Origin of the sequence: Prevotella sp. AM23-5, from assembly GCF_003473645.1 — a bacterium.
GTDB classification, from domain to species: domain Bacteria; phylum Bacteroidota; class Bacteroidia; order Bacteroidales; family Bacteroidaceae; genus Prevotella; species Prevotella copri_A.
Genome location: NZ_QUCG01000016.1, coordinates 32748 through 46380 on the forward strand (window position 1 = coordinate 32748; position 13633 = coordinate 46380).

The following is a 13633-nucleotide window of genomic DNA, read 5'->3' on the forward strand; positions in this document are numbered from 1 at the left end:
GGTGATAAAATATTTCAAGGCTTTGAGTTGCTGGAACACAAAAAATCCCGAGACATAGAGAAATGCCCCGGGATTCCGTTGATAAAAACTATGCAAATTGTTATTCGTATTCTCAATACTTTTGCAAACTTTGTTATTCGTTTCTCAATTCCTTAGCAGCCTCTACCATTCTAATGAGCGAGGCCTTGGTTTCTGCCCAGCCACGGGTCTTCAAACCGCAATCCGGATTCACCCAGAGCTTGCTCTTGTCGATGAATCTTTCCGCTTTTTTCAGCAAATCTACCATCTCCTGAGTCTCTGGTACTCGGGCTGAATGGATGTCGTAGACGCCCGGACCAATCTCGTTAGGATAGTGGAAATCGGCAAAGACAATCAGCAATTCCATCTGCGAACGGGAACACTCGATGGTGATCACGTCAGCATCCATCGCAGCAATATGTTCGATAATATCATTAAACTCAGAATAGCACATGTGGGTGTGAATCTGAGTCTTGTCTTCCACGCCGCTGGCTGAAATCCGGAAGCTTTCTACCGCCCATTTCAGATACTCATCCCATCCTGACTTGCGCAAAGGTAAACCTTCGCGGATGGCTGGCTCGTCTATCTGGATAATCCTGATGTTGTGGCGCTCCAGGTCGCAAACCTCATCACGGATGGCGAGGGCTATCTGCTTGCAGGTGAGAGAACGGGGCTGGTCATTTCTTACAAACGACCATTCGAGGATGGTTACCGGACCGGTGAGCATTCCCTTCATCGGCAACTGGGTGCACGACTGTGCGAAGGTGCTCCAATCCACGGTCATCGCCTGCTTGCGCTCCACGTCGCCATAGATTACTGGTGGTTTCACGCAGCGGGAACCGTAGCTCTGAACCCATCCGTTCTGGGTGAAGGCAAAGCCTGCCAACTGCTCGCCGAAATACTCCACCATGTCGTTGCGCTCAAACTCGCCGTGCACCAGCACATCCAGTCCAATCTCCTCCTGCCATTCTATGCATTTTCGGGTTTCTTCCTTCAGCAGTTGATTGTATTCGGCAGCCGAAATTTCGCCCTTCCTGAACTTGGAACGCCATGAGCGCACCTCTTTGGTCTGAGGAAACGAGCCGATGGTGGTGGTAGGATAGAGCGGAAGATGGAGCTCTGAATGCTGAATCTTCTGGCGCACCTCGAATGCTGAATGGCGCTGCGAATCCTTATCGGTTAAGGCGTCAACCCGGGCTTTCACCTCTGGGTTGTGAATCAGGAAAGAAACCTTTCGGTCGGCAATATCCTTCTGATTTTCAGCGAAGTAAGCCTGGATGCCTGCTGCGTAGTCTTGTTCTGCAGTCTTTTCCTGATGAGAGAATCCCTCTTTAGTCTCACTCCCGGCAAGCGCCTTGATGGCAGCCAGTTCCTCTATCTTCTGTGCCGCAAATGCCATCCATCGCTTGATGCCGGCAGGGAGATTCTGCTCCTTGGTTTCGAGCGCCAGATCGTATGGCACGTGGAGGAACGAGCAGGAACCTGCCACGAAGACTCTATCGGCTCCGAGCTTGCCTTTCGCCTTGTTTACTAGCTCGATCGACTTCTCCAAATCGTTCTTCCAGATGTTGCGGCCGTCCACTACGCCGAGCGAGAGAATCTTGTCTGCAGGCAGGATGTTGAGGATGGAATCCAACTGCTCCGGGCATCTTGCCAGGTCGATGTGGAGGGCTTCCACAGGCAGGTTTACCGCCAAATCTGCGTTATCTTTCAAGCCATCGAAATAGGTGGCTACGATAATCTTGAGGCGGGTGTTCTCTCTGATGTAACCGAACGCCTTCTGGATGGCGTTGCGCTGCTCATCGTCCAGGTCGAGGGCGAGATAAGGCTCGTCTATCTGAATCCATTCTGCTCCCTTCTCTTCCAGGGCTTTGAGAAGTTCGACGTAAACCGGGAGAACCTTATCGAGCAGATCAAGGCGATGGAAACCATCCTGCATTCCCGTGATATCCTCCTTCTCCTTTCCTAAAAGAAGGAACGATACCGGACTCAGAATCACGGGCTTGGTCTTGATGCCCAATTCCAGGGCTTCGCAGAATTCATCCACCACTTTCGTATCGAAGAGTGAGAATTCCTGATCCTTCACAAATTCCGGAACGATGTAATGATAATTCGTATCAAACCATTTGGTCATCTCCATCGCAATCACATCTTCCTGCTCGTTCTGCTCGCCGTGGGCCATGGCGAAATAGAGGCGGAGCTTATCTTCCTTCAGACTATTGTAGCGCGAAGGGATGGCTCCGAGAGTGAGGGTGAGGTCGAGGGTTGTGTCGTAGTAGGAGAAATCGTTGGAAGGGATGAGGTCGATGCCTGCCTTCTGCAGCAAGTTCCAGTTTTCTCTGCGGAGATTTCTGGCGGTATTCTCCAGTTCGTTACGGTTGATCTTACCAGCCCAATAGGCTTCGCAAGCCTTCTTGAGTTCACGCTTCTTACCAATGCGAGGATAGCCCAGCACATTTGTCTTGATGTTTTTGATACTACTCATATCTCTTGTTTTTTATGTTGTTATTCGTTTTCGGCTGCAAAGGTAAGAAGAAGAATCTCATCCGCCAAATATTCTTTCGTTTTTAGGAAAACATTCTGAAATATGCGGAAAACGATGATTGCGGCAGAATAATATTCTGTAAAAACAGAAAGTGCCGAAAAGAAGAGTAGTCAATGGTACTGGGCTTCCGGGGGCTAACTCTCGAAACTTCAGTTAATAAGCTTCTCCCTGCTCTATCTCTTCCTGCGTGATGCGCTTGCGGTCGATGGCGCGCCAGGCGAAGACGATGTAGGCGAGGACGAACGGGATGAGGAGGGAAACTATCGCCATGGTGCGGAGCGTGAACTCGCTGCTGCAGCTGTTGGCGAGGGTGAGCGAACTCTGAAGGTCGATGTTCGACGGATAGTAGGCGGTATTGTTCCAGCCGGCTATCAGCAGAAGAACCAGCACGGTGAGCACGGTTCCGATGCCCGTAAACCAGATTCCCTTTCTATACTCCACGCTTCTCGATGACTTGAAAATGCCGAAGAGTACGAGTACTATTCCTATTAATAATAGGGCTGATAGGATTGGCATCTCCAGAAGATTGTGAAGATACTTCATGCTCTCTATCGTAATGCAGGAAGAAGTGCTGAATCCATCCTTTATCATTAGTCTGATGAGGAACGGCAGGAAGAACAATAGGAAAATGAGGGCATTCCATGGCAACTGGCGGGTGCAGCGCTCCTGAATCTGCTGGTGCTCGATGTTGTTCTTGATGTAGAGCATGCCCAGGATGCGGGCTAGCATCAGTACGGCAAGTCCCAGCACCACGTTCCATGGGTCGAGCAGGGCATCAAGACCATGACTGGCGTTTGCCCATCGGCTGATGACGGGTTGCAGACTGTTGGTAATATTGCCCTTGTCTATCAGGAAATTGCTGCCGTTGAAGAAGGTGGCTACGGCACCGCCAAGAAGCAAAGGACCTACGATGCCATTGATGATAAGGCAAATCTGAAAGGTTTTCGGTCCAAGAAAATTACCTATCTTGTTCTGGAATTCATAGCTCACGGCTTGAATCACAAACGAGAACAGGATGATCATCCACAGCCAGTAGGCTCCGCCGAAACTGGTGCTGTAGAACAATGGGAACGAGGCGAAGAAGGCTCCGCCGAAGGTGACGAGCGTGGTGAAGGTGAACTCCCACTTTCTGCCCGTGGAATTGATGATGAGGCGACGCTCTTCTTCTGTTTTTCCCAAACAGAAAATCAAGGTGTTGGCTCCCTGTACAAACATGAGAAACACCAGCAGGGCTCCTAATAATGATACGAGGAACCACCAGTATGATTGCAAAAATTCGTATGTCATAATACTTTCGGGTTTTGTTGTTTACTGAAAAACTATCCTATGATTCTTTTCGAAATCTTTCTGAAAAACATTGATTATCAGAGAGATTATTCGTATTCCGGTCCTTTCTTAATCTGCTTCGCCAGGATGCTGATTTCCACGGCAAGCATGGTGGTGAAGAGTGCCAGGAAGATGAAGAAGGTGGTTGCCACGCTGCTTGCCTCGATGTCGGAGATAGCGGCGCTTACTGGCAGCAGGTCTTGGATGGTCCAAGGCTGGCGACCGATTTCTGCTACTATCCAGCCCGATTCTGAGGCGATGTAAGCCAGCGGAATCATGATGATGGCGGAAATGAGGAACCATCGGTATTGGGCGATTTCCTTCTTATAAACCAAGAAGAGGCTGAGGGCGAAGAAGAGGATGAGCAGGCATCCTACTCCCACCATCAGGCGGAAGGCGTAGAAGCAGATAGGGATGCTCGGCACCAGTTCCTTGGCGTCCTTGATGTAACCATATCCGAAGTATTTCATATTCTCCTTCAAGATTGGCAGCTGGTCTTGCGCCTTGGTTTCGCGATAGGTTTTCAGGGCAACAATCGCCTTCTTGCCCCGGGCTATCTTCTCCTGCACGGATGGTTCCCGGGTACCATCCTCGCGGGTGTAACCCTTGAGAATATCGTTCACGCCTGGCACGTAGCCATCGGCTGTGCGGGTGGCTAAGAACGAGAGCATGTTAGGGATGGCGATGCGCATGGCTGGCTCCTGCTCGCTTTCGTAATCGGGCTGCCGGAAGGGGTGAACGGCTGCTATCGCCGTAAGGCTCTCGTCCTTTCCACCATTATATAAGGCTTCCATCGCAGCCAGTTTCATCGGCTGCACCTGTGCCACCTGATAGGCGGAGTTATCGCCGGTCATCGCAGCCAGCAGGGTAGCGATGAGTCCTACGCCGGCACCCATCTTGATGCTCGCCTTGGCAAGTTGGGTTTCTCTCTTCTTCAGGAGATACCAGCAGCTTACGGCTACTACGAAGGTGGCGCCGATGATCCACGAGGAGGTGACGGTGTGGGTAAACTTGTTGATGGCGAATGGCGAGAGTGCCACATCCAGGAACGAGGTCATCTCGAAGCGCATGGTGTCGGGATTGAATTCCTGCCCCACAGGATATTGCATCCAGGCGTTGGCTACGAGAATCCACCAGGCAGAAATGGTGGCTCCAAGTCCCGTGAGCCAGGTGGAGGCTAGGTGGAAGCCCCGGCTCACCTTATCCCAGCCGAAGAACATCACCGCCACGAAGGTGCTCTCCATGAAGAATGCCAGGATGCCTTCGATGGCGAGGGGAGCGCCGAATACGTCGCCCACAAACCAGGAGTAATTGCTCCAGTTGGTTCCGAATTCAAACTCCAGGATGATTCCCGTGGCAACACCCATGGCGAAGTTTATGCCAAAGAGTTTTTGCCAGAAACGGGTTACGTGCTTCCAGAACGGCTTGTTGGTGCGGTAGTAGCATGTTTCGGCAATGCCCATGATTACTGCCAGTCCCAGGGTGAGGGGCACGAATAGCCAATGGTAGATGGCCGTGAGTGCGAATTGCGCCCTCGACCAGTCGATGGTGGCTGATGTAATGTCTAACAAAAGATTTGTCATCATAGTTGAATGGTTTTAAAATTGTTATTATATAATGTTTTTGTATTTTATTTCTTTCGATAATATTCGATAGTATGGGATTGAAATCCAGAGCTTTATCTGTTCAGAATTTCCTTGGATACGAAGCCAGCCTTGTCTCCGTTCTTGGAATTCGTATTGATAAAATCCGGAAAGAAGAAGAGCTTGAGCACCAGGAAGATGATGGCAAGCTTGATGAGGATGATGGTCCAGAGCGTCTTGCCCAGGGTCATCGTCCTGAAACCATCGTAATAGAGATGGAATATTTGGGATAGCAGTCCTTTTTTCATCGGCTTCACATCCGTTTTCATCAGGTTTTTATCTTTTTTCTTCTGCATAGTCACTCCTTCTTTTAAAAATCTGCTGCAAATCTACAATAAAATTATGAAACTACCAAATATTTTCTTGAAAAAGTTACAAAAAGATTGTTTTTAGATATCTCATAAGGGAGTTATTTTAAAGTTTTTCTTTTTAATTTCATCTGTTTATCCATCAAAAAGTAATCTATCTTCTCTAAAAACTCTCGTTTTATTCCTTTATTTTAAAAAAAATGCCTATCTTTGCAGTCGCATTACATCAAATGGGATGCAAAAAACTTATCATATAAAGGAGAAAATGAGGATAAAGTATGATTTGAAATAAAGTTGATGAGAAGAAGAATGTTATGAAGAAAGAGATAAATGCAAGAGAAACTTCCAGGGCGGCGGCATTCGAATTATGGATGTCGTCGCCGATGCCGATGGTAACCCTGACCAAGACATTCGACGTTTCCCGAATTTTGAAGATAAGCAGGAAGAGGGGATGGAAATTCAATATGGTCTTGTGCTGGGCGATAGGTTGTGCTGCATCGAGAACCAGGGAGTTTTATCTTCTTCCGGAAAAAATATCCGGCTCATCCTGGCGATTGATGCAATACGATTCTATCGCCATTAACGTAATTGTGGAAAATAAGAAGGGAGGAATCAATTCCTGCGACATTCCTTATTCTGATGATATTCAGAAGTTTAATGAAGATTATCTCCGTCTGACTTCTGAGGCTGCTGCTGAATGCAAATCATCTTCTTTAGAGGATGCGATGGTGGTGGGAACATCGGCGATGATAGGAACGGAGCTTGATTGTATCGTGAATCAATACACGGATTTGTTCTGCAACCCTATGCTGATGTGGGGGAGTTATCGCCGTGGTTTCTTCCGAACCACGCTCCCCATCTCCTTCCAGTTTCATCATGTTCAGATGGATGGGGGCGAGGCTGCAAGATTTATGAAGTTATTGCAAGCTATCATGAAAATAACTAAGTTGTAGAAAGTAATTCGGCATTTTAGGAATAAATGAGGCAATTACAATAAAAAAGTTCTAATAATCTTTGTACTTTAAAGAGAAAACCTTACCTTTGCATCTGAATTTAAACGATTAAGATTATGGATGTAAAACCTTATATAAACCCATTTGAAGAAGGTTCTGGTGATAAGGTTGAAGAACCGGTAACAGTTCGTACTTCTTCTGCTCATCAGCTTGATGCTTTGCGCCATCAGGTGATGGATGCTGTTGCTTCGTCTGATGACAAAGTAACCTTGGTGTTGTGTCTGGATATGTTGACACATCAGAGAAAACATCGTAGAATTCATCGTGCTGGAAAATCTGATGCAGAACTGGCTGCTACGCTTTCTGCGACGACCGATTGGAATGATACAGACCATGCAGATTTATCTCAGATAGATTATCAGAAATATAAGCCTTATCGTTCACCTAAAGTTCAAAAAACAATAGAAAAATGGTTGTAAGTTCTGTTGAGCAAAGAGAAATTATAAGCTGCATCTCAGAAAGTTTTATGGATAAGCTGCATCTCAGCAAGTAGAATTAAAATATAATGTGACGAAATGTATAATTAATTTGATGTGAAGAAATAATGAATATAGAATCTGTTAGAGAGTATTGCCTCTCGCTTCCCCTCGTAACCGAGGCTTTTCCTTTTGATGAGCGGACCTTGGCGTTTCGCATTTTGGGCAAGATCTTTGCCTGTGTTGACCTGGAGCGCCCCGAGTGGGTTACGATGAAATGTAACGCCGATTACGCCCTCGAACTTCGGGAAGTCCATCCCGAAATAGAAGGCGCATGGCATTGGAATAAGAAATACTGGAATCAGGTAAACCTTTATGGCACGCTGGAAGATGATTTCATCCAGGCCCTGATTCGCCACAGCTATTCCGAAGTGGTGAAGAAGCTCAAGAAAAAGGAAAAGCTTGAGCATCCCTTAATTCCGCAACACTATAGTTTATAATATTTTTTAAGTACCTGAGCAACAAAAAGTTGCTCAGGATTTTGTTATGTCAAAGAATTCACTTATATTAGTGTTGCAAAAAAAACAAGAGAATTCGATAAATGACATGGCAAAAGTACAAATAAAATCTGAGAAACTTACTCCTTTTGGATAATAATCCCCGATAAACCACTGTCATTGTTGGCGACAATGTCAATCGGCGTGGGTTGTCCTTATCGCGGATTTTTGTTCATACCTGATGTGAGATATCATCGGGTCCGGGCTCATCTTTGACCATATCCATTATCCTTTTACGGCATTCACCCTTTGTTTTTGAGCCTGATTTTCTCATGATAGAAATAGTTCACGATGACAGGCTTACCTTTTTCGGAGCGTCCGTAAGGCAAATCGTTCACCCGATAGGGAAAGCCTTGTGTTTGTGCATACTGGGATATGTCCTGTTCCAAAGCCTGCCAGTAATCAAGTTTTTTCTTGTTGTATATCTCTTCGTACAACGGAAAGAACTCGGGATATTTCTCACGAATATACGTCATTATTCCTCCTTTGAATTGTCCACGCAGGTTCAGATTTTCAAGCCATATCAAATCGGCATAATTTTTCACCTCCCCAATAATCGCCTTCACATCGGTTATTCCCGGAAATATGGGTGAAACGAAACATACGGTACGGATGCCTGCCTCATAGACTTGACGCATCGCTTTCAGGCGACGTTCTATGCTCACGGCATTGTCCATATCCGTGCGGAACCGCTCATCAAGCGTATTGACCGACCACGATACCGTTACTTTAGGAAAACCTTTCAATAGATCGAGGTCACGCAGGACGAGGTCGGATTTCGTACAAACCATAATCTCGGCATTACTTCCATGTAGTTCTTCGAGCAATTTACGCGTACGACGGAAAGATTCTTCATACGGATTGTAACCATCCGTCACAGAACCTATCACAATACGCTCGCCATCATATTTGTGTGGATTCTTTATCGGTTTCCAATTCTTCACGTCCAGGAATGCTCCCCACGGTTCGGTATGTCCTGTGAAACGTTTCATGAACGAGGCGTAGCAATATTTGCAGGCGTGTGGACAGCCTACATAGGGATTGACCGAATACCCGCCGACCGGCAGCGAAGATTTGGTCATGACACTCTGTACATCTATTTCTCTGATTATTTCCTTTTCCATATTTTTTCTATAAATTGTTCTGGTAGCTCTTGAATCATTCGGTCTTCTCCCATGATAGGCAAAAGGTCTTCTTTCATAAATACCAAAATGTGATTTCTTTTCGCCTGTTCTACAATATGACGTACTCATTCAGGATTGGCATCTACTTTCCCTTTCCTTTTGTCTGTTTCCGTTCCTATAACAATCCATTCGTAACCCTCCAAATCTATCTCACCAACATCCTCGAAGAGAGGTTCAAAAGTAGCATGATAATGTTTAGAGCGAATGTGACCTTTTAATTCCTTCAGCCGTTTCTTCTCGGAAGCCCTAGTCACAGTAACTCCCATCCATACGTTTTCATCGTTATAAGTGATTTGATACAGACGCTCATAATATTATTGTTTCTCCATCTTCAGGAATAATCAGGCGACTCATTTCTATTTCGTGATGCATGGCCTCGTTACGCAGAATTGCGCGTGTGGTCTGCCCATGATCGGTAGCTTCCATGTGGACTGCTATTAGTTTGATGTGAGCGGGAAGTTCATCAAGCATGGTCATAACTTCCTGTTCGTCGGGAATAATAGAACCTTCTGTTCGAGAAAATTCAGGGAATATTGCACCTCCACTGTTCACTATGATGTAATCGGGAGAAAACTGTTCTATGGTCTGACGGATACACTCCTCCCACTTGCAGTCACTCATTATATATACGGTAGGGAAACCAGACGCGGTAAGCACATAGCCGGATACTGGCCCCATCATTTCTCCAATCTGTCCGAAGCCATGGTGCCCTTGGATGCGATGAATGGTTAAATCTCCAATGGTTTTGTCTTTTTCAATGCTTTCTACATTGGTAAAACCATCCTGCTTAATACCCTCTTTATCCTGCGGTTGTGTCAGGAACAGGATGTTCTTCGCTAAATGCTGTTTCACTGTCGGGTCGTAATGATCAATATGGTTGTGTGTCAGCAATACCATATCCAGACCATCCGTAATTTCATTCATCGGCATCGTAAGATGTACTCTTGGTGTCTTATATACTCCGAGGGCCGACTGCAAAGTGCCTTTTTCGGCAAGCATGGGGTCAACAAGTATCTCTTTTCCAGCATAATGAATTCGCAAAGTTGCATTGCGAATCAGTCGAATTATAACATTTTTTTTCTTCATGATTTGTTGTATGAGTCCACTTGAAAAAGTGGGTTCTATTTAAATTAAACAATAGCCTTGGGTAGTTATATTCTGCCGTTGGCGTTAACTAACTCTGGCGAATAGTTAAGTGTTCATTAGTTGGTCAAACAACTTTAGCACGCAACTACAGCCTTAAAAATGCCTCAAAATGGGGCTATTCGCTCTTTGAACTACTTATTTTGCAATTTGGAAACTTAATTGGCAGTCAAACCAGAAAAGACGGCGTATGTTCATCCAAGCGCATCTTGGGTGGAGTAGTTCCTACCACTCCACCTTATCATTCAGAATCACGCCGTCGGTTGCATCTTCGGCTGTAAAGGTTTCGCCCTTATACTGCACGCAGAGCATCACGAGCGGTTCTGTACCGTTGTTGCGAACGGAGCGCTTGCCGTCTGGTGCTACTCTCACCACGCTTCCCTCCTGAACTGGGAATACCTTGCCATCCACCTGGAACTCGCCCTTGCCGTTGAGGAAGAAATACAGTTCCTCGTGGTTCTTGTGAGTATGGAGGAAGCCTGTCTCTGTGCCAGGAGCAAAGCTCTGGAATGAGAACTCGCCACCAGTAGCGTTCACGCTCTGACCTCCGAATACCTTTCCGGGAATCTTAATCTCAGGCCCCAACTCTAAAGTGTAGTCCTTGAATTCACTCATCTTACCAAAATCTGTGGCTGTGAAGTTTTCAGCCTTTGCAATAATCTTTGTTTCTTTCATCTTGTCTGTTATTTTTTAATATTTATATTTTTCTTTCTTTATTTCACTTTATGTTATTTCTTATTGTGAATTTGTGAATACTTCTGCTTTCAGCTTTTATTTCTGAATTGCGTTGCAAAGATACTGAAAAAAACTGGTTCCTGCAAGAAGGCACTTGGGGGTAAGATGGTTACCGGGAGGTAACTATTGCGTGGGAATGGGAGAAAGAAAAAAGAAGCATTAACTTAGATTAACTTGGTATGTTTGGTATCTTTCCGGATATTAGTTACTTTTGTAGCCTATTGCAGAATATTGCAGAGTTTTGCAGAATATTATAGATTATTGCAGAATATTATAGTAGAATATAAGAAGATTGATTATGGCAAGAATGATAAAAGAAATGGTAGTGCAGGACTGTCCCATCCGTAATGTCCTGGCTCGCGTTTGCGACAAGTGGTCGCTACTGGTAATCTACACCCTGAAATCTCATCAGGATGGTCCCCTCCGGTTTAATGCCCTGCGTAAGCTGATTCCGGATATTTCGCAGAAAATGCTTACCAGCACGTTAAAGTCGTTGGAGGCTGATGGCTACGTTACCCGCAAGGCTTATGCCGAGGTTCCGCCAAGAGTGGAGTATTCTCTCACACCCCGTACTGAAACCCTTATTCCTATTATGGATCATCTGATAGACTGGGCGCTGGATAACATGGCTGTAATTCTGAAGGATAGGGATAAGGCAGCAGGCTGATTTCCCAGATGAGTTTTCCGGAAAATCATTCATATTTTCTGTAGTTTGGGTAATGCATGTTTTCTGGATTCTTTGTATCTTTGCACCCGGAAATCATAATTATAAATATAAGAAAATGTATATTGAGAAGATAAAGTCGCCAGCCGACTTGAAGAAGCTGGATTTGAAGGAGCTGCAGGTGGTGGCTGATGAAACCAGACAGGCTGTGCTGAACCGTGTAAGCAAGCATGGCGGTCATGTGGGACCGAACCTGGGATTCGTGGAGGCTACCGTGGCGCTTCACTACGTTTTTAATGCGCCAAAGGATAAGCTCGTGTTTGACGTAAGCCACCAATGCTATCCGCATAAGGTGCTCACCGGACGAGCTGCGGGATTCCTCGGCGATGTGGATGACATGAATGCCATTTCGGGCTATTCTTCTCCTGCCGAATGTCCGGAGTATGATAACTTTGAGGTGGGACATACTTCTACTTCCGTGAGTCTTGCCACCGGTTTGCAGAAGGCGCGCGACGTCAAGGGTACCGATGAGAACATCATCGCCATTATCGGCGACGGCTCCCTTTCGGGCGGCGAGGCTTTCGAGGGACTGGATGAGGCTTCGGAACTCGGCACGGGCATCATCATCGTGGTGAACGACAACGAAATGTCTATCGCCGAAAATCATGGAGGAATCTATAAGAACCTGCGTGCCCTGCGCCAGAGCAACGGCACCTGCGAGCACAACTGGTTCAAGGCGTGGGGCTTTGAATACAAGTATCTGGAAGAGGGTAACGACATAGAAAAACTCATCCAGGTTTTCGAGAGCGTGAAGGATACGGATAAGCCTACCGTGGTTCACATTCACACAGAAAAAGGTCATGGATTTGCGCCAGCTGTAGCCAACAAGGAGGCTTGGCATTGGGGAATGCCTTTCAACCTGGAAGATGGCAGCCGACCAAGAAAGAATGCCGATGGAACCATTCCGGAGGTTGCTCCAACAGAGGATTACGGCACTTTATTCTCTGACTGGATGCTCAGCGAGATGAAGCAGGATAAGACCCTCATCGCCGTAACCGCCGGTACTCCTACCGCAGGTGGTTTTACTGCCGATAAGCGAAAGTTGGCTGGCAAGCAGCACATTGATATGGGAATCGCCGAAGAGCAGGCGGTGGCCATTATTTCGGGAATGGCGAAGGGCGGATTGCATCCGGTATGGACCGTTTACAGCACCTTCATCCAACGTACCTACGACCAGATTGCGCAAGACCTCTGCATCAATTCCAACCCAGCCGTAATCAACGTGGTAGGAGGCGGAGTGAACTCGATGAACGACATTACCCACATCTGCCTTTTCGATGTTCCGATGCTCTGCAGCATTCCGGGGCTCATCTATCTGGCTCCAACCACCTGCGAGGAGTATTTCGCCATGCTCCGCTGGAGCATTCTGCAGGATAAGAAACCTATCGCCATCCGCGTGCCAAGCAATGGCGTGGTTCATACGTCAGAAGCCGTTGATGCTGAGTATGGCTACGAGGCAAAGTACAAGGTGATGCACCAGGGCGAGAAGGTAGCAATCATCGCCGCCGGTTCGTTCTATCAGAAGGGCGAGAATGTAGTCCGCTTGTTGGCTGATAAGGGTATCGATGCAACGCTCATCAATCCCCGTTATCTGAATGAGGTGGATGCCGAGACGCTGGATAGTCTGAAGGCAAACCATCAGTTGGTGGTAACCCTGGAGGATGGATCGAAGGATGGCGGCTTCGGAGAGCGCATCGCCTCTTACTATGGCACTTCAGAAATGAAGGTGATGGTGGGCGGCATCAGAAAGGGTCTCTACGATAGATATGATGTGCAGCAGTTGCTTTCGGATAATCGCCTGCTCGATGAGCAGATTGTGGAAGACGTTTTGTTAGTAATTAATGATTAGTAATTAATGAATGGTAATTATTAATGATTAGTTATTAGTTAGTCGGCATAGTTAGTTTTTATTTAACGAGAAATCCAAGCCGGAGAATGATCTCTAGCTTGGATTTCTTCTGTTTTATCATCGAATGTTTGTCTTAATTTCATCTTAATCTTAGTCATCATCCCAGTCATTA

General features: G+C 46.4%; 13 protein-coding genes. 5 read left to right on the forward strand and 8 right to left on the reverse strand.

The window, feature by feature from the left end; genetic code table 11:
• Positions 1–133: 133 nt before the first annotated feature.
• The 4 genes from metE to DW657_RS05840 all read right to left on the reverse strand — a co-directional run bounded on the left by metE (position 134) and on the right by DW657_RS05840 (position 5780).
• Entirely contained in the window at positions 134–2503 is a 2370-nt protein-coding gene (gene metE / locus DW657_RS05825) for a 5-methyltetrahydropteroyltriglutamate--homocysteine S-methyltransferase (protein ID WP_117661476.1), read from the reverse strand.
• 213 nt (positions 2504–2716) lie between these two features.
• On the reverse strand, positions 2717–3850 hold the full coding sequence (gene cydB / locus DW657_RS05830) for a cytochrome d ubiquinol oxidase subunit II (protein ID WP_117661477.1): 1134 nt from the start codon (positions 3848–3850) through the stop codon (positions 2717–2719).
• Positions 3851–3936: 86 nt separating this feature from the next.
• Positions 3937–5472: a cytochrome ubiquinol oxidase subunit I gene (locus tag DW657_RS05835; protein ID WP_117661545.1), complete on the reverse strand. Its 1536-nt coding sequence runs from the start codon at positions 5470–5472 to the stop codon at positions 3937–3939.
• Positions 5473–5567: 95 nt separating this feature from the next.
• The gene (locus DW657_RS05840) at positions 5568–5780 is read right to left on the reverse strand and encodes a DUF4492 domain-containing protein (protein WP_117661546.1); all 213 of its coding nucleotides are present in this window, start codon (positions 5778–5780) and stop codon (positions 5568–5570) included.
• Positions 5781–6154: 374 nt separating this feature from the next.
• Here DW657_RS05840 and DW657_RS05845 point away from each other — a divergent pair, with 374 nt between their 5' ends.
• From DW657_RS05845 to DW657_RS05855, 3 genes are all read left to right on the forward strand, one after another.
• Entirely contained in the window at positions 6155–6793 is a 639-nt protein-coding gene (locus DW657_RS05845; RefSeq protein WP_117691651.1) for a CatA-like O-acetyltransferase, family 2, read from the forward strand.
• 116 nt (positions 6794–6909) lie between these two features.
• Positions 6910–7272, forward strand: coding sequence for a hypothetical protein (locus DW657_RS05850; RefSeq protein WP_118311761.1), 363 nt, complete (start codon positions 6910–6912; stop codon positions 7270–7272).
• 125 nt (positions 7273–7397) lie between these two features.
• The gene (locus tag DW657_RS05855; RefSeq protein ID WP_118311762.1) at positions 7398–7769 is read left to right on the forward strand and encodes an MmcQ/YjbR family DNA-binding protein; all 372 of its coding nucleotides are present in this window, start codon (positions 7398–7400) and stop codon (positions 7767–7769) included.
• A 299-nt stretch (positions 7770–8068) separates the two neighbouring features.
• On the opposite strand, the gene DW657_RS05860 is transcribed toward DW657_RS05855, so the two are convergent.
• The 4 genes from DW657_RS05860 to DW657_RS05875 form a co-directional block, all read right to left on the reverse strand.
• On the reverse strand, positions 8069–8950 hold the full coding sequence (locus DW657_RS05860; protein ID WP_117661479.1) for a radical SAM mobile pair protein B: 882 nt from the start codon (positions 8948–8950) through the stop codon (positions 8069–8071).
• A gap of 125 nt (positions 8951–9075) precedes the next feature.
• Positions 9076–9312 carry a DUF5131 family protein gene (locus DW657_RS18320; protein ID WP_262924334.1) on the reverse strand — a complete coding sequence of 79 codons (237 nt, stop codon included), beginning with the start codon at positions 9310–9312 and terminating at the stop codon, positions 9076–9078.
• A 4-nt stretch (positions 9313–9316) separates the two neighbouring features.
• Complete coding sequence (locus DW657_RS05870; RefSeq protein ID WP_117661480.1) at positions 9317–10096, reverse strand: MBL fold metallo-hydrolase; 780 nt, start codon at positions 10094–10096, stop codon at positions 9317–9319.
• A 282-nt stretch (positions 10097–10378) separates the two neighbouring features.
• Positions 10379–10828 carry a cupin domain-containing protein gene (locus DW657_RS05875; RefSeq protein WP_117661481.1) on the reverse strand — a complete coding sequence of 150 codons (450 nt, stop codon included), beginning with the start codon at positions 10826–10828 and terminating at the stop codon, positions 10379–10381.
• Positions 10829–11186: 358 nt separating this feature from the next.
• On the opposite strand from DW657_RS05875, the gene DW657_RS05880 reads away from it, so the two are divergent.
• Both DW657_RS05880 and DW657_RS05885 read left to right on the forward strand, forming a co-directional pair.
• Positions 11187–11555 (forward strand): helix-turn-helix domain-containing protein, encoded by a 369-nt coding sequence (locus tag DW657_RS05880; protein WP_117661482.1) that lies wholly within the window; start codon positions 11187–11189, stop codon positions 11553–11555.
• A 115-nt stretch (positions 11556–11670) separates the two neighbouring features.
• Positions 11671–13461, forward strand: a complete 1791-nt coding sequence (locus DW657_RS05885) for a 1-deoxy-D-xylulose-5-phosphate synthase (protein WP_118311763.1) — start codon at positions 11671–11673, stop codon at positions 13459–13461.
• Positions 13462–13633 lie beyond the last annotated feature (172 nt).

What these genes read in the sequence shown, in the direction of transcription:
- metE (WP_117661476.1), bottom strand. Translation starts at nt 2,503, where the DNA reads ATGAGTAGTATCAAAAACATCAAGACAAATGTGCTGGGCTATCCTCGC.
- cydB (WP_117661477.1), bottom strand. Translation starts at nt 3,850, where the DNA reads ATGACATACGAATTTTTGCAATCATACTGGTGGTTCCTCGTATCATTA.
- DW657_RS05835 (WP_117661545.1), bottom strand. Translation starts at nt 5,472, where the DNA reads ATGACAAATCTTTTGTTAGACATTACATCAGCCACCATCGACTGGTCG.
- DW657_RS05840 (WP_117661546.1), bottom strand. Translation starts at nt 5,780, where the DNA reads ATGAAAAAAGGACTGCTATCCCAAATATTCCATCTCTATTACGATGGT.
- DW657_RS05845 (WP_117691651.1), top strand. Translation starts at nt 6,155, where the DNA reads ATGAAGAAAGAGATAAATGCAAGAGAAACTTCCAGGGCGGCGGCATTC.
- DW657_RS05850 (WP_118311761.1), top strand. Translation starts at nt 6,910, where the DNA reads ATGGATGTAAAACCTTATATAAACCCATTTGAAGAAGGTTCTGGTGAT.
- DW657_RS05855 (WP_118311762.1), top strand. Translation starts at nt 7,398, where the DNA reads ATGAATATAGAATCTGTTAGAGAGTATTGCCTCTCGCTTCCCCTCGTA.
- DW657_RS05860 (WP_117661479.1), bottom strand. Translation starts at nt 8,950, where the DNA reads ATGGAAAAGGAAATAATCAGAGAAATAGATGTACAGAGTGTCATGACC.
- DW657_RS05870 (WP_117661480.1), bottom strand. Translation starts at nt 10,096, where the DNA reads ATGAAGAAAAAAAATGTTATAATTCGACTGATTCGCAATGCAACTTTG.
- DW657_RS05875 (WP_117661481.1), bottom strand. Translation starts at nt 10,828, where the DNA reads ATGAAAGAAACAAAGATTATTGCAAAGGCTGAAAACTTCACAGCCACA.
- DW657_RS05880 (WP_117661482.1), top strand. Translation starts at nt 11,187, where the DNA reads ATGGCAAGAATGATAAAAGAAATGGTAGTGCAGGACTGTCCCATCCGT.
- DW657_RS05885 (WP_118311763.1), top strand. Translation starts at nt 11,671, where the DNA reads ATGTATATTGAGAAGATAAAGTCGCCAGCCGACTTGAAGAAGCTGGAT.